This is a genomic window from Mycobacterium sp. SMC-2 (assembly GCF_025263485.1).
Classification (GTDB): domain Bacteria; phylum Actinomycetota; class Actinomycetes; order Mycobacteriales; family Mycobacteriaceae; genus Mycobacterium.
The window spans coordinates 2,465,342-2,490,586 of record NZ_CP079863.1 but is presented as its reverse complement, the minus strand read 5'-3'; the positions used below and the strand labels follow the sequence as shown (position 1 = coordinate 2,490,586).

The window sequence follows — 25,245 nt, the reverse complement described above, 5'->3', positions numbered from 1 at the left end:
TCAGGCCCCGATTTTCACGGGGCTCTTGCCCCGCCGGCCCGCGCGCAGGTAGCGGCCCGACTTCACGGTCTGTCCGTAGCCCTCGCGGAACTGGCCCGCGCGGAAAACCAACGCGCCGCCCACGCCGGTCGCGACCACGGCGTCGTCGTTGCGATTGACCATGCGCCGCAAGCCCCCGTAGAAGGGCACCGCTTCCTCGTAGTAGCCGTCGACCGATTCGTTGAGGCCGGCCGGGTCGATGACCACGAAGTCCGCGCGGTCGCCGCGCCGGAGTGTGCCGGCGTCGATGCCGAACCACTCCCCCAGCTCACCGGTCAGGCGATGCACCGCGCGCTCGGTGGACATGAACGGCGCACCGGCCCGGTCGGCGTCGCGGGCGCGCTTGAGCAGCTTGAGCGGGAAGTTGTAGAAGGCCATGTTGCGCAGGTGCGCACCGGCATCGGAGAAGCCCATGTGCACGCTGCCCTCGTTGGCGAGGGCGTCGAGCAGCTTGGGACGATGGTTGGCGACGATCGTCGTCCAGCGGACGTTGCGTTCGCCGTTTTCGACGAGGACGTCGAGGAACGCGTCGAGCGGGTGCAGCTTGCGCTCGTCGGCGATGGTGCCAAAGCTCTTGCCTATCAACGACTTATCGGGGCATTCGACGATGACCGCGTCGTGGAAGTCGCGGTGCCACAACGACGGCCCCAGTTTGACGCGGTCGAACTCGCGACGGAACTTCCGGCGGTACTCCTTGTCGGCCAGTAACCCGTTGCGCTCCAACTGGTCCCGCAGATGCAGGGCGGCCGTTCCGGCGCCGAATTCCTCGAAGACCGGCAGGTCGATTCCGTCGGAGTACAACTCGAACGGCACCGGCAGATGCTGGAATCGCACGGCGGCACCCAAGATCTTGTTCAGCAGGCGGGTCCCGGGCCCGAAGAAGTAAACCGACAGCGGCATCGACTTCGCGTCGGCCGATACCAGCATGCTCATGCGAACACCCTTGCCGCGGTTGAGTATCCGGCTGCTGGCCAGGAAGAAGAGCATCCCGGTCGCGGGCTTCGCTACGTTGGGGGCGCTCTGCAGTATGCGGCCGCGCTCGCGCAACACCTTGATCAGCCGGCGCCGCTCGCGCCAAGTGGCGAAGGTGGACGGCAGCGCCCGCGACCGGAAGCGCTCACCGTCGAGCTTGTCGATGGCCGCGTCCATCCCCGACATGCCGAGCACCCCCGCTTCGAGCGCCTCCTCCAGCAGGGCGGCCATCCGCTCCAGTTCGGCGTCGGTGGGCCGGACGGTGGGATCGGTGGCCCGATCGAGCCCCAGCACCGCGGCCCGCACGTCTGAATGGCCAAGCAGGGAGCCGATATTCGGCCCCAGCGGCAGGGCGTCGACCGCCTCGATGTATTCCGCCGCGTTGGACCATGTCTTGTCTTGCAGTGCGCCGTAGACGTATTCGCGCGGCACGGCCTCGACCCGGCTGAACAGGTCGGCGGCGTCCTCGGAGCTGGCGTAGACCGTCGACAACGAGCAGTTCCCCAGCAACACGGTGGTGACGCCGTGGCGCACCGATTCCCGCAGGCCGGGGTCCAGCAGCACCTCGGCGTCGTAATGGGTGTGCACGTCGATGAAACCGGGCACGATCCACTTGCCGGCCGCATCGATCACGTCGGGGCAACCCGTCTCGTCCAGCGGCCCGTCCGACACCGTGGCCACCACGCCGTCGCGGATGCCCAGCGTGCGGTTAAGCGGCGCGCTGCCGGTGCCGTCGAACCACAGCCCGTCGCGAATGATCACGTCGTAAGCCACTTGTGCCTCCAGTCTTCGTGGTGACACGAAACCTAACATAGATAGCAAGCACTCGCAATCTTTTCTCGGATTGCGGCGCTCTGCGGCCCGCCGCCCCGGCTAGGCCGCCGGCCGAAACACCTTGCCGCGCAATATCACCAGGTCCGGACGGCGCAGCGTGGCCGGCCCGGACCGCGGGTCCTCGGAGTAGCACAGCAGGTCGGCCGACGCGCCGTGGTCGAGCCCCGGCCGGCCCAGCCAGCGGCGCGCGTCCCAGCACGCCGCACCCAACGCCTCGGTCGCGCTCATGCCGATGCGCTTGAGCGCCTCGACCTCGTCGGCGATGCGCCCGGGCGCGACCATGGTGCCGGCGTCGCTTCCGGCGTAGATCGGCACGCCCGCCTCCCGCGCCGCGGCGATCCGCGGCAGGCCCCGGGCGTGCAGGTCGCGCATGTGGGCGGCGTAAGTCGGATACTTCGCGGCGGCGGCATCGGCGATACCGGGGAAGTTCTCGACGATGTTGACCAGCGTGGGGACCAGGACGGTGCCATGCTCGACCATCAGCGCGATGGTGTCGTCGGTGAGGCCGGTGCCGTGTTCGATGCAGTCGATGCCGGCGTTGATCAGCCCCGGCAGCGCGTCCTCGCTGAAGACGTGCGCGGTGACACGGGCGCCGTGGGCGTGCGCGGTCTCGATCGCGGCCTTGAGCACGTCGTCGGACCACAGCGGGGCCAGGTCGCCGACGCTGCGATCGATCCAGTCGCCGACAAGCTTGATCCAGCCGTCCCCCCGGCGCGCCTCTTGCGCCACCGCGTCGGGCAGGTGCCACTCATCTTCGAGTTCGCGCGAGAAGCCCGCCGCATAGCGCTTGGGCCTGGCCAGATGTTTGCCGGCCCGGATGATGCGCGGCAGATCGTCGAGGTCGTCCAGGCTGCGGGTGTCGGTGGGTGCGCCGCAGTCGCGCAGCAGCAGCGCACCGACGTCACGTTCGATTTCGGCTTGGGCGATCGCGTCGTCGAGCGGGATCTCGCCGTGCTCACCGAGGCCGACGTGACAGTGGGCGTCGACCAGCCCGGGCACGATCCAGCCGCCCCCAGAAGCCCCGAAGACGGTGTCCGCCCCGGCGACGGGTTCCGTGCTGATGCGGCCGTCGACGATCCACAGCTCCGCCGGGGTCTCGTCGGGCAGCCCGACACCTCGCACGCGCATGCGCACGGCGGGTTACTTCCGTCCGGTCCGATGGTGACGACCCGCTTCGCCCGGCTCCGCCGCGCTCGCGATCGTCACGGCTTGCCTGGGAACTTGAGTTTGGACAGGTCGAAGTCCGCCAGCCCGGGCGGCAGCTCGTTGAGGCCCTCGGGCATGTGCGAGAGGTCGGGGAAACCCGCCGGCATGCCAGGCATCCCGGCGCCGAGCGGGTTGCGAACCTTGGGCGGCGTCGGCCCCCGCCCGCCTTTCTTACCCTTCTTGCCCTTTGCGCCCTTGGCTTTTCGGGTCGCCGACTTGCGCCCCATGCCGGGGATGCCCATGCCGCCGAGCATCGACGACATCATCTTGCGGGCCTCGAAGAAGCGGTCGACCAGCTGGTTGACGTCGGACACCGAGACGCCCGACCCGTTGGCGATGCGCAGCCGCCGCGACGCGTTGATGATCTTCGGGTCGGCCCGCTCCTGCGGCGTCATGCCGCGGATGATGGCCTGCAGGCGATCGAGTTGCTTGTCGTCGACCTGGGCGAGCGCATCCTTCATCTGCCCGGCCCCGGGCAGCATGCCCAGCAGGTTGCCGATCGGACCCATCTTGCGGATGGCGAGCATCTGCTCCAGGAAGTCCTCCAGCGTCAGCTCGCCGGTGCCGATCTTGGCGGCGGCGGCTTCGGCCTGCTCGGCGTCGAAGACCTGCTCGGCCTGTTCGATCAGGCTCAGCACGTCGCCCATGCCCAGGATGCGGCTGGCCATCCGGTCGGGGTGGAAGACGTCGAAGTCCTCCAGCTTCTCGCCGGTGGAGGCGAAAAGGATTGGGACGCCGGTCACCTCGCGCACCGACAACGCGGCGCCACCGCGGGCGTCACCGTCGAGCTTGGTCAGCACCACCCCGGTGAAACCGACGCCCTCGCGGAATGCCTCCGCGGTGGTCACGGCGTCCTGACCGATCATCGCGTCCAGCACGAACAAAACTTCGTCGGGATTGACGGCGTCACGGATGGCCGCGGCCTGGGCCATCAGTTCCTCGTCGATGCCCAGCCGGCCGGCGGTGTCGACGATGACGACGTCATGGTGCTTGGCCCGGGCCTCGGCGAGACCGGCGGCCGCGACCGCGACCGGGTCGCCGGGCCCCGACTCGGGGGACTCGCCGGGATGCGGCGCGAACACCGGCACCCCGGCACGCTCACCGACGACCTGCAGCTGGTTGACCGCGGCCGGGCGCTGCAGGTCGCACGCCACCAGCAGCGGGGTGTGCCCCTGCCCGCGCAGCCAGGCGGCCAGCTTGCCGGCCAGCGAGGTCTTACCGGAACCCTGCAGACCGGCGAGCATCACCACGGTCGGCGGCGTCTTGGCGAACGCCAGCTGGCGGGTCTCGCCGCCGAGGATGCCGATGAGTTCTTCGTTGACGATCTTGACGACCTGCTGCGCCGGGTTGAGGGCACCGGAGACCTCGGCGCCCTTGGCGCGGTCCTTGATCCGGGTGACGAACGCGCGCACCACGGGCAACGACACGTCGGCTTCCAGCAGCGCCAGCCGGATCTCGCGGGTGGTGGCCTCGATGTCGGCTTCGGTCAGTCGACCCTTGCCGCGTAGTCCCTGGAGGGCACCGGTCAGCCGGTCGGACAGCGATTCAAACACCCCGCCAGCCTAGTGGCACTGCAAGCGCGGCTGGCCGGTGTCCCGGCCGGGCGCTGTGGGTACCTCCCGCTTGCGGGGGACAGGTGCCACCAAATCAGGCCCAGTGGCACTGCAAGCGGGGCTGGCCAGTGTCCCGGCCGCGCGACACATAGCTGGCTGCGGCGACACGCCGAGGCCAGTCGCAATGCGTTATGTCTGGCGAGCGGGCCCCGAGAGAAAGCCGGGTCCCGAGAGAAAGCCGGGCCCCGAGAGAAAGCCGGGTCTCGAAGAAAGCCGGGTCCCGAGAGAAAGCCGACGGCGATCTGCGTAGTTTCAGTTTCGGCGCAGGCGAGCGCGCTATTGAATGGTCCCATGCTCGAGGTGATCGACAAGGGATCCAGCAGCCCGGAGCATCCGGTGCCGCTGCTCTTCGTGCACGGCGGCTGGCACGGGGCATGGTGCTGGGAGCACTTCCTGGACTTCTTCGCCGAAAGGGGCTACCGCGCGGTCGCACTGAGCCTGCGCGGGCACGGCGCCAGCCCGACGGCCAAGCCGTTGCACAAGGTTTCCATCGCCGACTACATCGACGACGTCCGCTCGGTGGCCGAGGACCTGGGTGGCGGTCCGGTGCTGATCGGCCATTCGCTGGGCGGCTTCGTGATCCAGCGCTACCTCGAAGAACGAGCCGCCCCCGCCGCTGTGCTGGTGGGTTCCGTGCCGCCGCAGGGCGTGCTCACGTTGGCGTTGCGAGTCTGGCGCCGCCGGCCGTCGATGACCATGGAAGCGTGGGGCGACCGCACCCTGCTGAAATTCCTTGCCACCCCGGCGCTGGCCCGCGAGTACCTGTTCTGCGCCGACACGCCCGAGGCCGTCGTCGAAGCCTGCAGGCAACGCGCGGGAGCCGAGAGCATCCGCGCCGCCATGACCGACCCGATGGTCCGCCGCGTCAGAACCCGGCGGGTGACCACGCCGATCCTCGTCCTGGGCGCCGTGCACGACGGCTTCGTGAGCGTCGGCGAAGTGCGCGCCACGGCGCGCGCCTACCGGACCAAGCCGGAATTCTTCTCGATGGGCCACAACATGATGCTGGAACCGGGGTGGGCCGACGTCGCCGAACGGATCGACGCGTGGCTGGCGGCGCGCGACCTGGCGGGCCGGGCGCGCTGACCGCGCCAACGACGCTCGAGTCGTTACTGCGCCGAAAAGCGTTGGCGTGCTAGATTTCACAGCCGCCGCTTAACCGAGCCGGCCGCGTCGAAAACTACAACTACGGGGGGCAATGTCCGTGCAACCGGTCGATCGCACGGAGTCTTCCGTCGACGACAGCGGCCGGGCGCTGCGGGGCTGGCAGCGCCGGGCGCTGGTGAAATACCTGGCCGGCCAACCGCGCGATTTCCTGGCCGTGGCGACCCCAGGATCGGGGAAGACGACGTTCGCGTTGCGGGTGGCGGCCGAACTGCTCAACCAGCGTGCCGTCGAGCAGATCACGGTCGTGGTGCCCACCGAGCACCTCAAGGTGCAGTGGGCGCAGGCCGCGGCGCGGCACGGCATCGCCCTGGATCCGAGGTTCGCGAACTCCAACGCCCACACCTCGGGCGAGTACCACGGCGTGATGGTCACCTACGCGCAGGTCGCCGCGCATCCGACGCTGCACCGGGTGCGCACCGAGCAGCGCAAGACGTTGGTGGTCTTCGACGAGATCCATCACGGCGGTGACGCCAAGACCTGGGGTGACGCCATCCGCGAGGCGTTCAGCGACGCCACCCGCCGGCTCGCGCTGACGGGGACGCCCTTTCGCAGCGACGACAGCCCCATCCCGTTCGTGACCTACGAATCGGGCGCCGACGGGGTGCGGCGTTCGCGGGCCGACCACACCTACGGCTATGCGGAGGCGCTTGCCGACGGGGTGGTCCGGCCGGTGGTGTTCCTGGCCTATTCCGGGGAAGCGCGCTGGCGGGACAGCGCGGGCGAGGAGCACGCCGCGCGGCTGGGCGAGCCGCTGACCGCCGAGCACACGGCGCGGGCCTGGCGGACGGCACTCGACCCCGCCGGCGAATGGATGCCCGCGGTGATCGCGGCCGCCGACCAGCGGCTGCGCCAGAAGCGCGCCCACGTGCCCGACGCCGGCGGCATGATCATCGCCTCCGACCGCACCGCGGCGCGCGCCTACGCCGCCCTGCTGACGCGGCTGACCTCGGAGGCGCCGACGGTGGTGCTGTCCGACGACCCCGGATCGTCCGCTCGCATCAGCGAATTCGCCGCAGGCACCAGCCGGTGGCTGGTGGCCGTGCGCATGGTCTCCGAAGGCGTCGACGTGCCCCGGCTCTCGGTCGGCATCTACGCCACCAGTGCCACCACTCCGCTGTTCTTCGCGCAGGCCATCGGCCGGTTCGTGCGGTCGCGCCGCTCGGGCGAGACCGCGAGCATATTCCTGCCGTCGGTGCCCAGCCTGCTGCAGCTCGCCAGCGAGCTGGAGGCGCAGCGCAACCACGTGCTCGGGGAGCCGCATCGCCCGGCCGACGATCCCCTCGACGGTGATCCCGCCACCAGAACGCAGACCGAGAAAACCGAAACCGACACCGGCTTCACCGCATTGGGCGCCGACGCGGAGCTGGACCAGGTCATCTTCGACGGGTCGTCGTTCGGCACCGCCGCCCCGGCCGGAAGCGACGAGGAGGCCGACTACCTCGGCATCCCAGGTCTGCTCGATGCCGAGCAGATGCGGGCGCTGCTGCACCGCCGCCAGGACGAACAGCTGCAGCGGCGCGCCGCGCAGGGCGCGCCGGCCGCCGTGTCGCCGGCGCCGTCGATGCACGGCCAGCTGCGCGAGCTGCGCCGCGAGCTCAACACCCTGGTGTCGGCCACCCACCACCGCACCGGCAAGCCGCACGGCTGGATTCACAGCGAGCTGCGCCGTCGTTGCGGAGGACCGCCGATCGCCGCCGCGACCCGCGAGCAGATCCAGGCCCGCATCGAGGCCCTCCGGCGGCTCAACGCCGAGCACTCCTGACGCCGGGCGCACCTAGTCGCCGACGGGCTCCTCGAGCACTTCGACGGCGGGCCCGCCCAACACGGCCAGCAGGTTCTGCTCGATCGCGGCTCGCGCGTCGTGCTCGGCGTGGGCCGGTGCCGTCACGCAGAAGACGTCAGCCGCCGTCGACCCGAACGTGTTGACCTTGGCCCAGACGATGTCGGAACCCGCACGTTCCAGCGCGCGGGTCAGCAGCGCGAGCAGACCCAAGCGGTCCATGGCGCGGACTTCGAACAGCAGTTGGCCGACGGTCGACGTGTCGAGCCATAGGATGCGCGGCGGGGCGGTCGACCGGGTGACGGGCACCCCGGCCTGAATTTCGCCGGCCCGCGCGGTCCCGGCGCTGACGGTGTCGCTGTCGCGCTTCTCCAGCGTGCCGAGGACATCGAGGTCGCCGGCCAGGGCGCCGTTGAATTGCTGGCGCAAAAGGCCCGAGTCGGGCGGCGAACCGAACACCGGTGACACGACGAACTCGACGATCGCGACGCCCTCGTGAATGTTGGCCAGCGCCGAGTGGATTCGCAGCGAGTTCAACGCCAGCACGGCCGCGGCTTTCGACACCAGCCCCCGCTGGTTCGGTGCGAGCATCACCGCGGTCAGGCGCTCGCGGTCGCCGAACGTGACCTCCACGTGCACCTCGCGGTCGGCGGCCAGCGCAAGATAATGCGGCGCAACCGGTTCCGCCTGCGGGAGCGGCTCCCCGGCCATCACCAACCGGCAGCGGCGGACCAGGTCCTCGATCAGGGACGCCTTCCAGTCGCTCCACACTCCGGGCCCGGTGGCCGTGGAGTCCGCCTCCGCCAGCGCGTGCAGAAGCTCAAGCAGTTGCGGGTCCCCGTGCAGCGCCTCGGCCACCGACTCGATGGTCTTGGGGTCGTTGAGGTCGCTTCGGGTGGCCGCTATCGGCAGCAGCAGGTGGTGGCGGACGACGCCCGCGAGCGTCTGGGTGTCCTGCTCGGACAGCCCCAGCCGGTTGCCGATCGGGATCGCCAATTCCGCGCCGAGCACACAGTGGTCCGTGCCGCGCCCCTTGCCGATGTCGTGCAGCAACGCACCGAGCGCGAGCAGATCCGATCGCGCCACGCGAGTGGTGAGCGGGGCCGCGTTGACGGCGGTTTCGACGATGTGACGGTCGACGGTCCACTTGTGCGAGACGTCGCGCGGTGGAAGGTCGCGGACCGCGTCCCACTCCGGGAAGAGGCGGCCCCACAGCCCGGTGCGGTCCAGCGACTCGATCGTGTTCACCGCCGTGGGCCCGGCCAGCAGCACGACCAGCAGGTCATCCAGCGCCTCCCGCGGCCACGGCGACGGCAGGTCTGGAACGCTGTCGGCCAGCCGTTTGAGCGTGCCGGCGGCGATGGGCAGGCCGGTGTTGGCCGACGCGGCCGCGACCCGCAGCACCAACCCGGCATCGGTTTCGGGCTGGGCGTCGCGGGCGAGCACCACCTCGCCGTCGTACTCGACCACGCCCTCGTCCAGCGGTCGCCGCTTGGGGCGCCGGACCAGGGCCGTGAGTCCGCGTCGGGGCAGCGCGTTCTGCGCGGTCCGCAGCCCGGTTTCGGCGTGGTAGGCGATGGTGCGGCTGACGCTGGAGAGCATGCGCGACAACGCGAATCGGTCGCCGACGCCCAACGCGGCGCTGACGTCGTCGGCGAACTGCGCCAGCAGCTGATCGAGTCCGCGTTGGGATACCCGGTGCAGCTCGGTGCGCACGTCGAGCAGCGTCAGGTACGCGGCGTCCAGCGAGCCCCCCGGCGCGTCCGGATGACCCATGCCGTGGCGGTCGATGAGTTGCGCGACGCCCAGCGCGTCGAGCAGTTGGACGTCGCGCAGGCCGCCGCGCCCCGACTTCAGGTCCGGCTCGGCTCGCTGGGCGATCCGCCAACACCGTTGCCAGCGTTCGTATGTCATCGCGACAAGCTCGTCCATGCGGGATCGGATCGCGCCGCGCCACTGGCGCCGCGCCCCGGCGACCAGCTCGGCCGACAGCCGCTCGTCCCCGGCGATGTGGCGGGCATCCAGCATGCCCAGAGCCGCCGCCATGTCGCTATTGGCGACGGCCAGGGCGCCCGACACCGTCCGCACGCTGTGGTCGAGCCGAACGTTGGCGTCCCACAACGGATACCACAGCCCGTCGGCGACCCGCTGCAGCACCTCGTCAGACTTGTTGTCGTGCAACAACATCAGGTCGAGGTCGGAATACGGGAGCAGCTCGCGGCGGCCCAGGCCGCCGACCCCGACGATCGCGAAACCGCTGTCGGCGGCGATGCCGAGCTGGGACGCCTTGGCCGCCAGCCAGGATTCGTGGAGCTCCAGCCAGGCCTTCCGCAGCTCCGCCGCACCCAGCTCGCGCCCCTCGGACAGCAGCCGGCGCCGTGCGGCGGCTAAATCACCTGGCTCGCTTATGTTTTCGGTTCCCGCCTCAGAAGACCCGGACGGGTCGGGTGGGCTTGTCATACCCTCCCGGCCCGTCCGGCCCGGTTCAGCGATGTGCGACTACGGTCAGATGGCATCGGTTCCGCGTTCACCCGTGCGCACTCGCACAATGGTTTCCACGGGGGTGACCCAGACCTTGCCGTCACCGATCTTGCCGGTGCGCGCCGCCCGGACGATGCTGTCCACGACCTTGTCCACGATGGAATCGTCGACCACGACCTCGATTCGCACCTTCGGCACGAAATCCACCGAGTACTCAGCGCCCCGGTAAACCTCGGTGTGGCCCTTCTGCCGCCCGTACCCCTGGATTTCGCTGACCGTCATCCCCAGGACGCCCGCGTCCTCGAGGCTGGTCTTCACGTCATCGAGGGTGAACGGCTTCACGATTGCGGTGACTAGCTTCATGCCTGCTCTGCCTCCACCTTGTCGCCCACTCGATCCCCCTCCCGGCCGTTGCGGTCATCCACGAGAGTCCGCCCCGCCGGCAGGACGGATCCTTGCCCACCGATCGTTCCGAAATCGTAACCGCTCTCCGCGTGCTCAGACTCGTCGATGCCCGTCGATTCTTCCTCGGCCCCGACACGCAGCCCGATGGTGTACTTCAGGATCAAGGCCAAGATTAGCGTGACGATGCCCGAGTAGAAGAGTACGGCGAACGCGCCGACCGCCTGCCGTTCCAGCTGGGCCCAGCCGCCGCCGTAGAACAACCCCTTCGACACGCCGACCACGCCGTTGATCGCCGGGGATTCGGGGGCGGCGAGCAGACCCACCAGCAGGGTGCCCGTCAGACCACCGATCATGTGCACCCCGACGACGTCGAGCGAGTCGTCGTAGCCGAACTTGAACTTCAGCCCGACCGCGAGCGCGCACACCACTCCGGCCACCGCGCCGACCACCAGCGCACCCAGCACGTTGACCGACGAGCAGGACGGCGTGATCGCGACCAGCCCGGCGACGATGCCCGACGCCGCTCCCAGCGTCGTCGGTTTGCCGTCGCGGATGCGCTCGGTGAGCAACCACGCCAGCATGGCCGTGGCCGTCGCGACGGTGGTGGTCATGAAGGTGGTACCGGCGGAGCCGTTGGAGCTGGTCGCCGAACCGGCGTTGAACCCGAACCAGCCGAACCACAGCAGGCCGGCACCGAGCATCACGAACGGCAGGTTGTGTGGGCGGAAAAGCGTTGCCGGCCAGCCCCTGCGCTTGCCCAGGACGATCGCCAACGCCAGGCCCGCCACACCGGAGTTGATGTGGACCGCTGTCCCGCCGGCGAAGTCGATGGCGTGCAGCTTGTTGTTGATCCAACCGCCGTGCTCGGACGCGAAGCCGTCCGCGGCGAAGACCCAGTGCGCGACCGGGAAGTACACCAACGTCGCCCAGAGTCCGGCGAACACCAGCCAGGCGGTGAATTTGAGCCGGTCGGCCACCGCGCCCGAGATCAGCGCGACCGTGATGATCGCGAACATCAATTGGAAGGCCACGAACACGGTGGCCGGCATGGTGCCGGCCAGCGGGATGTCGACCTGTGCGGTGCCCTTGGACGGGTCCGCCTTGACGGCGTTGCCGCCGATGAGCTTTGCCAGGCCCCAGTAATCGGTCGGGTTCCCCACGACGCCGCCCCGGTCGTCGCCGAAGGACATCGAGTAGCCGTAGAGCACCCAGAGCACGGTCACCACGCCCATGGAGCTGACGCTCATCATGATCATGTTGAGCACGCTTCTGGTGCGCACCATACCGCCGTAGAAGAACGCAAGGCCCGGCGTCATCAACAGCACTAGCGCAGAACTCGCCAACATCCAGGCGGTATCGCCGGTATCAGGTTGGCCCAATTGCGGGAATGCCACTCGCTCACCTCCGGTCAGGACATGAATGGCCGTCAGGCAACGCCTGTGACCTGATCCAGAACCTTGCGCAATGGTTGTTTCCGCAGTGGAGCCAGCATGTTTCGGCGGGATTAACGTCCCGCTCCCCGTGTAAGGGGTTCAGCCGAGCAGGGCGTCGACGAACGCGCCCGGTTCGAACGGCGCCAGATCGTCGGGACCCTCGCCGAGGCCGACCAGCTTCACGGGCACCCCGAGCTCCTGCTGGACGCGGAATACGATGCCGCCCTTGGCCGTACCGTCAAGTTTGGTCAGCACCGCGCCGGTGATCTCGACCACCTCGGCGAACACCCGCGCCTGGGCCAGCCCGTTCTGCCCGATGGTGGCGTCGAGGACCAGCAGCACCTCGTCGACCGGGGCGCGTCGGGTTACGACGCGTTTAACCTTGCCGAGCTCGTCCATCAGGCCGACCTTGGTGTGCAGCCGGCCGGCGGTGTCGATCAGCACCACGTCCGCACCCGTGGCGATGCCCTTGTCCACGGCGTCGAAAGCCACCGACGCCGGGTCGGCGCCCTCGGCGCCGCGCACCACCTCCGCGCCCACCCGGGACGCCCAGGTCTGCAGCTGATCGGCCGCGGCGGCCCGGAAGGTGTCGGCGGCGCCCAACACCACGCGACGCCCGTCGGCCACCAGCACCCGCGCCAACTTGCCGACGGTGGTGGTCTTTCCGGTGCCGTTCACGCCGACGACCAGCAGCACCGACGGGTGGTCGGCGTGCGGCAGGGCGCGGATCGAGCGGTCCATGTCGGGGTGCAGCTCGCGGATCAGCACGTCGCGCAGCACGGCCTTCGCGTCGGCCTCGGTGCGCACGGCGCTGCCGGCCAGCCGGGCGCGCAGCTGCGACATCACCGACTCGGTGACCACCGGCCCGAGGTCGGCCACCAGCAGGGTGTCCTCGACGTCCTGCCAGGCGTCTTCGTCGAGATCGCCGCCGCCGATCAGGCCCAGCAAGCTGCGTCCCAGCGCGTTCTGCGACTTGGCCAGCCGGCCGCGGAGCCGCTCCAGCCGGCCCTCGGGCGGGGCGATGGCCTCGATCTCGGGTGCCGGCGGGGCTACCGGAGGCGGCGCGATGGTCTCCGGTTCGGGGAGCTCGACCTCCGAGATCGTGCGACGCGGGGCGTCGCGGGGAATGGTGGCGTCGTCGCCCACCCCGGGCAGCCCCGTGGTGTCGAGCCGATCGGCCGGCGCGGTCTGGCTGAAGGTGATGCCGGACGACGCGGTGTAGCCGCCCGACCGGTCTATGGCGCCGGGCTCCGGCTTGGCCGTGAAGCTGATCCGCCGGCGGCGGTACCGCGCCAGGCCCAGGACCAGCGCCGCGATGACAACGAGGACAGCGACGACCGCGATGGCGATCCAAAGACCTTGCGACACGCTGACATTGTTTCAAGCGACGATCGCCGCGGGCGCTCAGGGGGCATCGGGCACGAGTGTGCGTTCTGGGCGCCGGGTGTGCGTCCCCGGCGGAGAAATCGCCGAAACCCCGCCCTCGCTGCACGGCCGACGCCGTCCGTCCACACTCGACGCCCCATCCCGCAGCGTCCGCGGATGCCTACGTCAGCTCGACACCAGCTGCTCCACCTGCTGCCCGCGCATCCGCTGTGAGATCACCGCGGTGATGCCGTCGCCCTGCATGGTCACGCCGTACAGCGCGTCGGCGACCTCCATGGTCGGCTTCTGGTGCGTGATGATGATCAGCTGCGATCGCGCGCGCAGCAGCTCGAACAGGCTGATCAGGCGGCGCAGGTTGGTGTCGTCGAGCGCGGCCTCCACCTCGTCCATGATGTAGAACGGCGACGGGCGGGCGCGGAAGATGGCCACCAACATCGCCACCGCGGTCAGCGCCTTCTCGCCGCCGGACAGCAACGACAGCCGGGTGATCTTCTTGCCGGGCGGGCGCGCCTCCACCTCGATGCCGGTGGTGAGCATGTCGTTCGGATCGGTCAGCCGCAGCCGGCCCTCGCCGCCGGGGAACAGCACGGCGAAGACCTCACGGAATTCGCGTTCCACATCGACGAAGGCGTCGCTGAACACCTGCAGGATGCGGGCGTCGACGTCCGCGACCACGTCGAGCAGGTCCTTGCGGGCCGCCTTGACGTCCTCGAGCTGGGTGGACAGGAAGTTGTAGCGCTCCTCCAGCGCGGCGAACTCCTCCAGCGCCAGCGGGTTGACCCGGCCGAGCTCGGCCAGCTCACGCTCGGCGCGTTTGGCCCGGCGCTCCTGGGTGGCCCGGTCGTAGGGCATCGGGGCGGGCGCGACCACTTGCTCCCCGCGTTCGCGGGCCTGCTCGAACTCGGCCATCTCGAGCTCGGTGGGCGGTAGCGCCACGTCCGGCCCGTATTCGGCGATCAGGTCGGGCGGCGCCATGCCGAACTGCTCCAGCACCATCTGCTCGAGCTGCTCGATCCGCATCGCCGCCTGCGCGTTGGCCACCTCGTCCCGGTGCAGCGAGTCGGTCAGGGTGGCCACCCGGGCGCTCAACGCGTTCACCTCGTCGCGCACCGCCGCCATCGCCGCCGCACGGTCCTGACGTTCGGCCGCCAGCGCGTCGCGGATCTTCGAGGCCGCTTCGACCACCCGGTCCAGCCGCTGCGCCAGCAGCCGCCCGGCGTCGGCCACCGCCGCGGCGACGGCGGCCGCGCGCAGCCGCGCCTCGCGCGCCTGCTGGGCCCGCAGCCGCGCCTCGCGTTCCGCGGCCGCGGCGCGGCGCAGGGAATCCGCTCGCCCGCGCACCGCGTTGGCCCGCTCCTCGGCGGTCCGCACCGCCAGCCGGGCCTCCACCTCGGCGCTGCGGGCGCCCTCGGCGGCGGCGGCGATCCGCTGGCGGACCTCGGCGTGGCTGGGCTCTTCCGCCTGCACGTGCTGCGTCTCCTGGGCGTTGCGCAGCCGGTTCTCCAATTCCGTGACTTCCTCGACCGTCTGCGCCCGGCCCGCTTCGAGCTCCTCGCGCTGCCGCAGCAACCTGCTCCACTCCTCCTCGGTGGTGCGGGCTTCCTGGCCGAGCCGGCCCAGCTGCTCGTACATCGCCGAGATCGCGGTGTCGGACTCGTTGAGCGCGGCCAGCGCCTGCTCGGCGGAGTCCTGGCGGGCCCCCTGCTCGGTCAGCGCGCCGGACAGCGCCGCGGTCAGCTGCGCGACCTGCGATTCCGCGACGGCGAGCTCGCTGTTTGCCTTGTCGATTTCCGATGTCACCTCGAGGGTGGACAGCTTGCGGTCGGAGCCCCCGCTCACCCAGCCGGCGCCCACCAGGTCACCGTCGAGGGTGACCGCGCGCAGCTGCGGGCGCGCCGCCACCAGCTCGAGCGCCTGATCCAGGTCGTCGACCACCGCGACACCCGACAGCATCGCCGTGATTGCGCCGCGCAGCCGCGCGGGCGCATCGATCAGGTCCAGCGCCCATAGGGCGGTGCCGGGCAGCGCGTCGCGCGACGCGGGATGGCCGGCGGGCCAGTCGCCGAGCACCAGGGCCGCGCGCCCGCCGTCGGCCTGCTTGAGCGCGGCGACCGCGGACCGGGCCGCGCCGAAGTTCTCGGCGGCCAGCGCGTCGGCCGCCGGCCCCAGCACCGCGGCCAGCGCCGCCTCGTAGCCGGAGCGAACCTTGACTAGTTTGGCGATAGTCCCGAAAAGGCCTGCCCCAGAATGGTTTTCGGTGAGCCAGGCCGCGCCGTCCTTGCGCTCCAGCCCGACCGAAAGCGCGTCGATGCGGGCCCGCAGCGAGGCCACCCGGCGTTCGGCGTCGCGCTCGGCGGACTGCAGTTCGGCGACGCGTTCGTCGGCCAGCCGCAATGCAGCCACCGTCCGCTCGTGGTGCTCGTCGAGGCCCACCTCGCCCTGGTCGAGTTCGCCGACGCGTGCCTGCACGGTCTCGAACTCCGCCTTGGACTGTTGCGCGCGCGCGGCGGCCTGTTCGATGCGTTCGGACAGCCGCGCGACGCTGTCGTCGATCGATTCGACGCGCGCCCGCATGGTCTCGACCTGACCGGCCAACCGGGCCAGGCCCTCGCGCCGGTCCGCCTCCGCCCGCACCGCCGCCAGGTGGGCCCGATCGGCCTCGGCGGCCTCGCGCTCGCGCTCACCCAGCTCGGCGCGGGCAGCGTCGAGCCGCGTGCGCGCCTCGGCCAATTCGGCCAGCAGTCGCTGCTCGGCGACGGTCACCCGCTCGGCCTCGGCTTCCAACGCATCGGGATCGGTGTCGCTGGGCGGGGCCGGTTCCACGTCGAGATGGTGCGCCCGTTCGCTGGCGATGCGGACCGTCGCGGCGACCCGTTCGGCCAGCGCGGACAACCCGAACCAGGTGTGCTGGACCGATTCGGCCCGGGTTGAGAGCTCGGCGACCGCCGCCTCGTGCGCGGTGAGCTCCTCGGATGCCACGGCCAGGCGGGCGGCGGCCTCGTCGTGCTCGCGGCGGATCGCGGCCTCGGCCTCGAAGATGGCGTCGCGCTCGGTCTGCCGGTTGACCAGGTCGTCGGCGGCCAGCCGCAACCGGGCGTCGCGCAGGTCGGCCTGGATGGTCTGGGCGCGGCGGGCCACCTCGGCCTGGCGGCCCAGCGGCTTGAGCTGGCGGCGCAGCTCGGTGGTCAGGTCGGTGAGACGGGCCAGGTTGGCCGACATCGCGTCGAGTTTGCGGAGGGCCTTTTCCTTGCGCTTGCGGTGCTTGAGCACGCCGGCGGCCTCTTCGATGAAGGCGCGACGGTCCTCGGGTCGCGATTGCAGGATCTCGTCGAGCTTGCCCTGCCCCACTATGACGTGCATCTCCCGGCCGATCCCGGAGTCGCTCAGCAGTTCTTGCACGTCCATCAAACGGCAACTGGCGCCGTTGATTTCGTATTCGCTGGCGCCGTCACGGAACATCCGGCGGGTGATCGACACCTCCGAGTACTCGATCGGCAGCGCGTTGTCGGAGTTGTCGATGGTGACGGTGACTTCGGCGCGGCCCAGCGGGGCCCGCGACGAGGTGCCGGCGAAGATGACGTCTTCCATCTTGCCGCCGCGCAGGGTCTTCGCTCCCTGCTCCCCCATGACCCAGGCCAGGGCGTCGACGACGTTCGATTTGCCCGAGCCGTTGGGCCCGACGACGGCGGTGATGCCCGGCTCGAAACGCAGAGTCGTCGGCGATGCGAAGGACTTGAAGCCCTTGAGCGTCAGACTCTTGAGGTACACGGCCAGCCAGACTACCGCTCAAATCGCCCGGCTCGCCCGCACCGCGGGGTGTCGGGAGACGGGAAATGTGGCCGGCATTCACAGCTGGCCGCACCGGTCACAGTGGTCACACCAGTCACCGCAACGGGGTCAATGCCGCGTGCTGAACGTGACAGCGCCGTCGCTATCCGTCAGCGCTCGACGAAGCCCTCGAACCGCTCCCGCGGCTGCGACCAGTCGGCGACGACCTTGTCGACGCGGCCCGGCCTGGACGGCCACGCCTCGCCGCCTTCCAGCAGCGCCAGCAGCTTCTCGCCGGCCTCGCGCCGCCCCTGGGCGACCACCAGGACGCGGCCGTCGGCCTGGTTGGCCGCGTAACCGGTGAGGCCCAGCTCGAGCGCCCGGCTGCGCGTCCACCATCGGAAGCCGACACCCTGCACCCGCCCGTGCACCCAGGCCGTGAGCCGAACGTCAGGATCCGACATCGACGACCTTGAAGTTGACTTTGGTGCCCGCTTTCAGCGTGCGCCCGACCGTGCAGGCCAGGTCGATCGCCCGCTCGACCACCACCAGCAGCCGCTCCTTGTCCTCGTTGGACAACCCGGACAGGTCGAGCTCGAGCGTCTCTTCCAGGAGCGGATAGACCTCGTGTTCGCGATCGGCGTCCCCGGACACCCTGATCACCGCCTGGTAGTCCTCGCCGAGCCGGCGGGCGAGCGGCTGGTCGCTGGACATGCCGCTGCACGCGGCGAGCGCGATCTTCAGCAGCTCGCCGGGGGTGAACACGCCATCGACGTCGTCGGAGCCGACCAGCACCTGCGCACCGCGCGAGCTATGTCCGGTGTAACGGCGCGATCCCGTGCGCTCCACCCAAAGTTCGGTCATGCCCTACTTTTTACCGGGCGGTGCGTGCGCCGTGCCCCGTCGAGTGTGCGTCCCGGGCGCCCACGACCGGCGTGTCGCCGCCCTGGGCGCACACTCAACGCCCCGAACGCACACTCGATGACCGGCTCAGCGGACGATAAGCGACAACAGCTTTTTCCCCAAAGAGATTGCCGGCGTGTTGTTTTCGCAGGACACCACGACTCGACCATCGAATCGCCGTCGCAACTCGCGCTCGAATACGTCCCGCAGCGTGGACGACGCTGCCGGGCATCCGTCGCAGGCGCCGACCATCCGCACGGTCACGGTGTGGCCGGCCACCGAGACCAGCTCGATCGACCCGCCGTGCGACGCGGCAAGCGCACCCACGGGTCCCGCAAGCAATTCCGCGGCGACGCTTTCCAGATCCGGGGCCGATGATTCGTCGACCGTCCAGCCCCGCGGGTCCAGCAGCGCCTCGCCGAGCGCCTCGCGAACGTCGTCGCCCGCCTCACGCCAGCTGCCGCCCGCCCCGATCGTGATCAGGATGTCGCAAGCGCCCACCAGAATCTCGGCGATCGTCCCGCTGTCCAGCAGGGCGCCGAGCCTGCCCGGGGCGCGCCGGACGGCGCCACGCGCCGGCAGCCGATCGGGCGGGACCACCCAGCGCAGCTGCGCCGGATTCGCCGTGGCCGTCGCGTGGATGGGGATCATGCGCCCACGCCGATCGCGATCGACCGGGCCGCGAACGCCATCGTCCATGCCAGGACGAACATGTAGCACCACGCGAAGGCGGGCCACCGCCACGAGTTGGTTTCGCGGCGCATCACCGCGACGGTGGACATGCATTGCAACGCGAAGACGAAGTACACCATCAGGGCGATGACGGTCGACGCGGTGAACACCTTGTGGCCGTTGTCGTCGGCCATGGTGACCAGAGCCTCGTGCGGATCCTCGGGGTTCGTCGCCGCCGACACCTGGCCCAGGGTGGACACGAATACCTCGCGCGCGGAGAAGGAACCGAGCAGGGCGACGTTGATGTGCCAATCAAAGCCGAGCGGCTCGAACACCGGCCCGATCGCCTTCCCGACGTCGGCGGCGTAGCTGTGGTCCATCACGTAGGCGGTGGTCTCCGTCGGCGACATGTGCGCGGTTTCGGCTTGGCGCGCAGGCAAATTCAGCAGCACCCACAGCACCACCGACGTGCCCAGGATGATGGTTCCGGCCTTGCGCAAGAACACTTTGGCCGAATCCCACATCGTGATGAGCACGTTCTTGGGCGACGGGAAGCGATACGGGGGAAGCTCCATCGTGAACGGGAGCAGGTCGCTGCGCAGGATGGTCGACTTGAACAGCGACGCGGCGATCAGCGCGGAGGTGCCGCCGAACAGATACAGCAGGAACATCGCGATACCCTGCGCGCTCAGGCCGCCCCACTGCGTCTGCGGCGAAACCAGCAGACCCACCAGCAGGGTGAAGACGGGAAGCCGGGCGGAGCAGGTCATCAACGGCGCGGTGATGATGGTGGCGATCCGGTCGCGCGACGACGGCAGGGTCCGGGTGGCCATGATCCCGGGGATCGCGCACGCGAACGACGAAAGCATCGCGACGAAGGCGCGACCCTCCAATCCGGTCGCGGCCATCACCCGGTCCATCAAGAACGCGGCGCGCGCCATGTAGCCGACGTTCTCCAGCAGCGCGATCAGCAGGAACAACAGCACGATCTGCGGGATGAACTGAAGCACCGTCCCCACGCCACCGATGAGTCCCTGCCCGAGCAGGCCGCGCACGACGTAGTTGCCGACGTGGTCGCTGACCAGGGCGCCGAGCCAGCCGAGCCCTTGGCTCACGCGGTCCTGCAGCGGCGCGGCGACGGTGAAAACGACCTGGAAGAAGCAGAACATCACCGCGAAGAAGATGACGGTGCCCCACAGCGGGTGCAGCACAATCGCGTCGATACCGCGGGTGCGCTGATCCGGTTGTGGCGCAGCGTATTTGGCCGCACTCAGTACCGATTTGCCCCAGGCCTCGGCGGCGTCGTTGTCACCCGGCGGCGGGATAGGGGGCCGCTGCCACCGGTCGAAGGACGCCAGTCGGCCACGCAGGGCGTCGATGCCCGCGCCGCGGTGCGCAACAACCGGGAGCACCGGGATGCCCAGCGCCGTCGACAGGGCGTCGAGGTCGATGCCGCCACCGCGCGGGGTCAACTCGTCGGTCATGGTCAGCGCCAACAGGCACGGGACGTCGAGCCGCAGCACCTGGGCCACCAGCGTGATCGAGCGGTGCAGCGTGGTGGCGTCGGCCACCAGGACAATCGCGTCAGGCCGGCCGGCGCCGGCGACGTTGCCGGCCAGCAGATCGGCCACCACCTGTTCGTCCGGGCTGATGGGCTCCAGGCTGTAGGTGCCGGGCAGGTCCTCCACGGCGATCTCGACGCCGTCTATTTTCGTGATGCCGACCCTGCGGCCGACCGTGACGCCGGGATAGTTGCCGGTCTTGGCGCGAAGCCCGGTGAGCTGGTTGAACACCGAGGTCTTGCCCGCGTTGGGGCTGCCGACCAGGGCGACACGCGCCACGCCACCGGCGACGGCGACCGCGGCGCCTTCCTCGTGGCAGGACGTCATGCGACGCTCCCCGGGTCGACTTCGATCAACCGCGCCTCGCGCCGGCGCAGGCACAGTTCGGTGTCCTGAATCCGGTAAATGGTCGGGTCGCCCATCGGGGCGCGCCGAATGACCTCGACGGCGGACGACGGCCGGAAGCCGAGCTGCCGCAGACGGCCCGCCACCACGGCAGAAGCCGCCGGCGCGACGCCCACGATGGTTGCCCGCTGGCCCGGCGCGAGCTGAGCCAGCACGGTCGGCGAACCCGGTACACGGAGCGACCTCCGCACCGATTTCCTCACTAGCCCAGGTTCCACAGGTCCACCATGCCACCAAGGATAACGACGCGAGGTGAGGGTAACCTCACCTTTCCCGCGAAAGCCTGCCCGGCGCCCGTCGAGTGTGCGTCCCGGGTGCGACACGTCGCTCGGCGTGTCGCAACCGTGGGCGCACACACTCGACGCCCTGCGCGCAAACTCAAGAGCGCGGCCGCGGCTGACATCTGGGGCAGTAGAACGACGACCGGTTCATGAACTTCTCCCGGCGCATCACCGCGCCGCAGCGGCGGCAGGGCTGCCCTTCGCGGCCGTAGGCGTCCAGCGATCGGTCGAAGTAGCCCGATTGGCCGTTGACGTTGACATACAGCGAGTCGAACGACGTCCCACCTTGGGCCAGCGCGTCGCGCATCACGTCGGCCGCGGCGTCCAGGACAGCGCCCAGCTGCTTGCGGGTCAGCGTGGCCGCGATTCGGGCGCCGTTGACCTTGGCGCGCCACAGCGCCTCGTCGGCGTAGATGTTCCCGATGCCCGACACCACGGTTTGGTCGAGGAGCTGCCGCTTGATCTCGGAGTGCTTGCGCCGCAAGACATTCACCACGGCGTCGCGGTCGAAAAGCGGGTCCAGCGGATCGCGCGCGAGGTGCGCGACGGGGACCGGCACCACGCTGCCGTCCACGCTCACCAGGTCGGCGAGCATCCAGCCGCCGAAGGTGCGTTGGTCGGCGAAGCTCAGCACGGTCCCGTCGTCGAGCAGCGCGGAGATGCGCACATGGTCGGCGCGCGGCACCTCCCCCAGCAGCATCTGCCCGCTCATGCCGAGGTGCACGACGAGCGCGGTATCCGGCTGGGCTGGACCGTCCAGCAGCAGCCACAGATACTTACCGCGCCGATCGGTGCCGGTGATCCGGGCGTCGAGCAGCCGGGCGGTCAGGTCGGCGGGCCCGGCCTCGTGGCGGCGCACCGCGCGCGGATGGTGCACCCGCACGGCCGTGATCGTCTTGCCCACCACGCTGGCCTGCAAGCCGCGGCGCACGACCTCGACTTCGGGCAGCTCGGGCATTCAGTGATGATCGCAAGCGCGGCGAAGCCGGGCGCGGCGGGTCATCACCATCGGGCCCAGTGATGATCGCAAGCGCGGCGAAGCCGGGCGCGGCGGGTCATCACCATCGGTTCAGGCGGACGTTTTCCCCGCGGTGTCCAGCGCTTCCAGGGCTTTCCAGGTGGCCGCCGCGGCCTTCTGCTCGGCCTCCTTCTTGGAGCGCCCCACACCGGACCCGTATTCGGTATCCATCACGACGACGACGGCGGTGAATTCCTTGTCGTGATCCGGGCCGGTGGAGGTGACCACGTACGACGGCGCGCCCATGCCCCGCGCGGCGGTCAGCTCCTGCAGGCTGGTCTTCCAGTCCAGCCCGGCCCCGAGCGTCGGCGCGGCGTCCAGCAGCGCGCCGAACAGCCGCAAAATGACTTCACGGGCCGTGTCGATTCCGTGCTGCAGGTAGATGGCGCCCAGCAGGGATTCCATGCCGTCGGCCAGGATGCTCGACTTGTCGGCGCCGCCGGTATTGGCTTCCCCGCGCCCGAGAAACATGTGGACGCCAAGGCCGTCCCCGGACAGCTTGCGGGCGACGTCGGCCAGCGCGTGGGTGTTGACCACGCTGGCCCGCAGCTTGGCCAGGTCCCCTTCCGACCGGTCGGGGTGCCGGTGGTAGAGCTCGTCGGTGACGGTCAGACCCAGTACGGCGTCGCCGAGAAACTCCAGACGCTCGTTGGTGGGCAGCCCGCCGTGCTCGTAGGCGTAGCTGCGATGCGTCAGCGCCAGTGAGAGCAGCTCATCGGGCAGTTCGACCCCGAGCGCGTCGAGCAGGTCTTGCCGTGACGTCATTGCTCACCCCGCGGCGCGTCGGCCTCGGGAAACATGCCGGCCAGCTTGGCCCACCGCGGGTCGATGCGGTCGTGCTGATGGCCGGGCTCGGCCGCGAGGGAAACACCGCATTCGGGACATAACCCCGGGCAATCGGGCGTGCACACCGGCGAGAAGGGCAGCTCGAGAACCACGGCGTCGACTATCGACTGCTCGAGGTCGATGGTGTCGTCGACGATGTGACCGACCTCGTCCTCCTCGGTGGTCGCCTCCGTCGTGCTGTCAGGGTAGGCGAACAATTCGGTCAACCGGACCTGCGCCCGACCGTTGACCGGGGTCAGGCAACGGGAGCACTCGCCCACGGTGGGCGCGTCCACCGTCCCCGTCACCAGCACGCCTTCGGACACCGACTGGACCTGCAGGTCCAGCTCCAATGGAGCGCCCGCCTCGATCGCGATCATGTCCAGCCCGATGCGCGACGGGCTGGGCACGGTCTTGCGCAGGGTGACCATCGCCCCGGGGCGCCGCCCGAGCCGGGTGATGTCGATCCTCAACGGCGAGTTCAGATGGCGCTGCGAGGTGGTGCCGTGCTGCCGCGTCATAAAAGAAATCCTACGGCGCACCGCATAATTCCAGGCCACGGTGGCCCGGAGAGGCTAGCGCACCGCGTAGTCGTGCGTGCCGGCCGCCGTCCGGAGTTGGTGACGACCGCGCCCGACGGAGCGCAGCGTGCCGTTGAGGAACTCCTCGAACTCGGCGAGCTTGTTGTCGACGTAGATGTCGCATTCGCCACGCAGCCGGTCGGCCTCGGCGTGCGCCGAGTCGATGAGACGGGTGGCCTCGGCGTTGGCCGCCTCCACCACGCTGTTCTGCGACACCAGGCGCTGCTGCTCTTTGATGCCCTCCTGCACGGCCTTCTCGTAGGAGATGTTGCCGTTCTCGAGCAGCCTGTCGGCTTCGGCCTGGGCACGGCCGACGCTGGCCTCGTACTCGCGCTTGGCCGCCGTGGCGATGCGCATCGCCTCCTCGCGGGCCTCGCCGACCATCCGCTCGCTGTGCTGGCGCGCCTCGCTCACCATGCGGTCTGCCTGCGCTTTTGCGTCGGACAAGAGCCGGTCGGCTTCGGCACGGGCGTGGTTGAGCATCGACTCGGACTCGGTGGTCGCCGAGGAAACCATGGATTCGGCGTGCGACTTTGCATCCTGCAGCATCGAGTCGCGCGCGTCGAGCACGTCCTGGGCGTCGTCCAGCTCGCCGGGGATCGCATCCTTGATGTCGTCGATCAATTCCAGCACGTCACCGCGCGGCACCACGCAGCCCGCCGTCATGGGAACGCCGCGTGCTTCTTCAACGATGGCGCTCAGTTCGTCGAGCGCTTCAAAGACCCGGTACACGGCCATATCCTCCTGGCGTCTGCAAACTCCTATTGTTACCAGTGTGCCTGGTGTTGCCTTTGTGACAGCGGTGGCGGCCCGGTGTGTCGGGCTTTTGACCGCCGCGGCTCCTACCAGCCCGGAACACAGGTTTGATTGTTCCAGCACTTCCGCGCCGGCGCCGAGCGGGCCGACGCCCGCCGAATATCGCGAACGGCGATACGCCCGGGTGACCAATGACATCGGGATAGGGTGGCGCGGTGAACACGGAGCCGGATGGCGACAACGGGCGACAGGTCGCGCCGACGCTATATATTTTCCCGCACGCGGGCGGATCGGCGACCTATTACGTTCCGTTCGCCAAGGCATTCTCGGCGGATATAAAGCGCGTCGCCGTCCAATACCCCGGGCGCGAGAAGGGCCTGACTCAACTCCCGAGCATTCCCGCGTTCGCGGACGAAATCTATTCGATGATGGCGCCTTCCGTGCCGGCCGATGCGCCGGTGACCTTCTTCGGCCACAGCATGGGCGGCCTGTTGGCCTTCGAGGTGGCACTGAGGTTTCAGTCGGCCGGGCAGCCGATCGCCGCCCTGTTCGTGTCGTCGAGCGCGGCGCCCGGCCACATCCGCTACAAGGAACTACAGGGCTCCGATCGCGACATCCTGAACGTCGTCGCCCAGGTGACCGACACCAATCCCGAGCTGCTGGCCAACGACGAGTTCGCCCTGACGATCCTGCCCACGCTGCAAAGCGTCCGGGCCATCGCGGGCTACACCCACCCGCCAGAGGTCAAGGTGTCGTGTCCGATCTACGCGTTCGTCGGGGACAACGACATCATCGTGGCCGAGGAGAACATGTCGGCCTGGTCCGACCGCACCACCGACGAATTCCGCATTCGGGTGTTTCCCGGGGACCACTTCTACCTGAACGACAATTTGCCAGAGCTGGTAAAGGACATCGAGGAAACGGTCCTTCATCGGTGCGTCAGCAGATAGCTGTGGCGGCGCCGCCATACCGACCCACAGATCCGGCGGGCCACCCGCCAGGATGCTGACCTAGAGTTTGCCAACCCGGACACAGGAGGAGCTGGGACGTCGCGGAGGCCGGCTGCGGGACGTCCGCCCGCCAGCCCGGACGCGCGTCGGCGCCCCATCCGGCCCGAGCAGGTGGACACCGTACAGGGTCGTCAAAACGGTGCGGTGG

General features: G+C 69.7%; 20 protein-coding genes. 3 read left to right on the top strand and 17 right to left on the bottom strand.

Annotated features, from left to right (window positions below):
- The 3 genes from KXD96_RS11760 to ffh form a co-directional block, all read right to left on the bottom strand.
- Positions 1 to 1,824: an amidohydrolase family protein gene (locus KXD96_RS11760; RefSeq protein WP_260744713.1), complete on the bottom strand. Its 1,824-nt coding sequence runs from the start codon at positions 1,822 to 1,824 to the stop codon at positions 1 to 3.
- A gap of 60 nt (positions 1,825 to 1,884) precedes the next feature.
- The gene (locus KXD96_RS11755; RefSeq protein ID WP_260744712.1) at positions 1,885 to 2,973 is read right to left on the bottom strand and encodes an amidohydrolase family protein; all 1,089 of its coding nucleotides are present in this window, start codon (positions 2,971 to 2,973) and stop codon (positions 1,885 to 1,887) included.
- Positions 2,974 to 3,047: 74 nt separating this feature from the next.
- On the bottom strand, positions 3,048 to 4,604 hold the full coding sequence (gene ffh / locus KXD96_RS11750; RefSeq protein WP_260744711.1) for a signal recognition particle protein: 1,557 nt from the start codon (positions 4,602 to 4,604) through the stop codon (positions 3,048 to 3,050).
- Positions 4,605 to 4,955: 351 nt separating this feature from the next.
- Here ffh and KXD96_RS11745 point away from each other — a divergent pair, with 351 nt between their 5' ends.
- Both KXD96_RS11745 and KXD96_RS11740 read left to right on the top strand, forming a co-directional pair.
- On the top strand, positions 4,956 to 5,750 hold the full coding sequence (locus KXD96_RS11745; protein WP_260744710.1) for an alpha/beta hydrolase: 795 nt from the start codon (positions 4,956 to 4,958) through the stop codon (positions 5,748 to 5,750).
- Positions 5,751 to 5,862: 112 nt separating this feature from the next.
- Positions 5,863 to 7,593: a DEAD/DEAH box helicase gene (locus KXD96_RS11740; protein ID WP_260744709.1), complete on the top strand. Its 1,731-nt coding sequence runs from the start codon at positions 5,863 to 5,865 to the stop codon at positions 7,591 to 7,593.
- Positions 7,594 to 7,605: 12 nt separating this feature from the next.
- Here the strand turns inward: KXD96_RS11740 and KXD96_RS11735 are convergent, their stop codons facing one another.
- The 14 genes from KXD96_RS11735 to sepIVA all read right to left on the bottom strand — a co-directional run bounded on the left by KXD96_RS11735 (position 7,606) and on the right by sepIVA (position 24,063).
- Entirely contained in the window at positions 7,606 to 10,071 is a 2,466-nt protein-coding gene (locus KXD96_RS11735) for a [protein-PII] uridylyltransferase (protein WP_260744708.1), read from the bottom strand.
- Positions 10,072 to 10,116: 45 nt separating this feature from the next.
- Positions 10,117 to 10,455, bottom strand: a complete 339-nt coding sequence (gene glnB, locus KXD96_RS11730; protein WP_260744707.1) for a nitrogen regulatory protein P-II — start codon at positions 10,453 to 10,455, stop codon at positions 10,117 to 10,119.
- Positions 10,452 to 11,843 carry an ammonium transporter gene (locus tag KXD96_RS11725; protein WP_260745337.1) on the bottom strand — a complete coding sequence of 464 codons (1,392 nt, stop codon included), beginning with the start codon at positions 11,841 to 11,843 and terminating at the stop codon, positions 10,452 to 10,454. The genes glnB and KXD96_RS11725 overlap by 4 nt, the downstream gene beginning before the upstream one ends.
- A gap of 186 nt (positions 11,844 to 12,029) precedes the next feature.
- Entirely contained in the window at positions 12,030 to 13,298 is a 1,269-nt protein-coding gene (gene ftsY, locus KXD96_RS11720; RefSeq protein WP_260744706.1) for a signal recognition particle-docking protein FtsY, read from the bottom strand.
- Positions 13,299 to 13,481: 183 nt separating this feature from the next.
- Positions 13,482 to 17,084 carry a chromosome segregation protein SMC gene (gene smc / locus KXD96_RS11715; RefSeq protein ID WP_260744705.1) on the bottom strand — a complete coding sequence of 1,201 codons (3,603 nt, stop codon included), beginning with the start codon at positions 17,082 to 17,084 and terminating at the stop codon, positions 13,482 to 13,484.
- A gap of 170 nt (positions 17,085 to 17,254) precedes the next feature.
- Positions 17,255 to 17,548, bottom strand: coding sequence for an acylphosphatase (locus tag KXD96_RS11710; RefSeq protein WP_260744704.1), 294 nt, complete (start codon positions 17,546 to 17,548; stop codon positions 17,255 to 17,257).
- A complete protein-coding gene (locus KXD96_RS11705; protein ID WP_260744703.1) occupies positions 17,535 to 17,948 on the bottom strand; it encodes an OsmC family protein in 414 nt (137 codons plus the stop codon). The genes KXD96_RS11710 and KXD96_RS11705 overlap by 14 nt, the downstream gene beginning before the upstream one ends.
- Positions 17,949 to 18,074: 126 nt before the next feature.
- Positions 18,075 to 18,638 carry a NifU family protein gene (locus tag KXD96_RS11700; RefSeq protein ID WP_260744702.1) on the bottom strand — a complete coding sequence of 188 codons (564 nt, stop codon included), beginning with the start codon at positions 18,636 to 18,638 and terminating at the stop codon, positions 18,075 to 18,077.
- Positions 18,635 to 20,548, bottom strand: a complete 1,914-nt coding sequence (locus tag KXD96_RS11695) for a ferrous iron transporter B (RefSeq protein WP_260744701.1) — start codon at positions 20,546 to 20,548, stop codon at positions 18,635 to 18,637. Before KXD96_RS11695 ends, KXD96_RS11700 begins: the two co-directional genes overlap by 4 nt.
- Positions 20,545 to 20,817 (bottom strand): FeoA family protein, encoded by a 273-nt coding sequence (locus tag KXD96_RS11690; RefSeq protein WP_260744700.1) that lies wholly within the window; start codon positions 20,815 to 20,817, stop codon positions 20,545 to 20,547. Before KXD96_RS11690 ends, KXD96_RS11695 begins: the two co-directional genes overlap by 4 nt.
- A 187-nt stretch (positions 20,818 to 21,004) precedes the next feature.
- Positions 21,005 to 21,865 carry a DNA-formamidopyrimidine glycosylase gene (gene mutM / locus KXD96_RS11685; RefSeq protein ID WP_260744699.1) on the bottom strand — a complete coding sequence of 287 codons (861 nt, stop codon included), beginning with the start codon at positions 21,863 to 21,865 and terminating at the stop codon, positions 21,005 to 21,007.
- 111 nt (positions 21,866 to 21,976) lie between these two features.
- A complete protein-coding gene (gene rnc / locus KXD96_RS11680; protein WP_260744698.1) occupies positions 21,977 to 22,690 on the bottom strand; it encodes a ribonuclease III in 714 nt (237 codons plus the stop codon).
- Positions 22,687 to 23,271, bottom strand: a complete 585-nt coding sequence (locus KXD96_RS11675; protein ID WP_260744697.1) for a DUF177 domain-containing protein — start codon at positions 23,269 to 23,271, stop codon at positions 22,687 to 22,689. Before KXD96_RS11675 ends, rnc begins: the two co-directional genes overlap by 4 nt.
- Before the next feature lie 54 nt (positions 23,272 to 23,325).
- Entirely contained in the window at positions 23,326 to 24,063 is a 738-nt protein-coding gene (gene sepIVA, locus KXD96_RS11670; protein WP_260745336.1) for a cell division protein SepIVA, read from the bottom strand.
- Between the two features lie 239 nt (positions 24,064 to 24,302).
- On the opposite strand from sepIVA, the gene KXD96_RS11665 reads away from it, so the two are divergent.
- Positions 24,303 to 25,037 carry a thioesterase II family protein gene (locus tag KXD96_RS11665; RefSeq protein WP_260744696.1) on the top strand — a complete coding sequence of 245 codons (735 nt, stop codon included), beginning with the start codon at positions 24,303 to 24,305 and terminating at the stop codon, positions 25,035 to 25,037.
- The last annotated feature ends 208 nt before the right edge of the window (positions 25,038 to 25,245 follow it).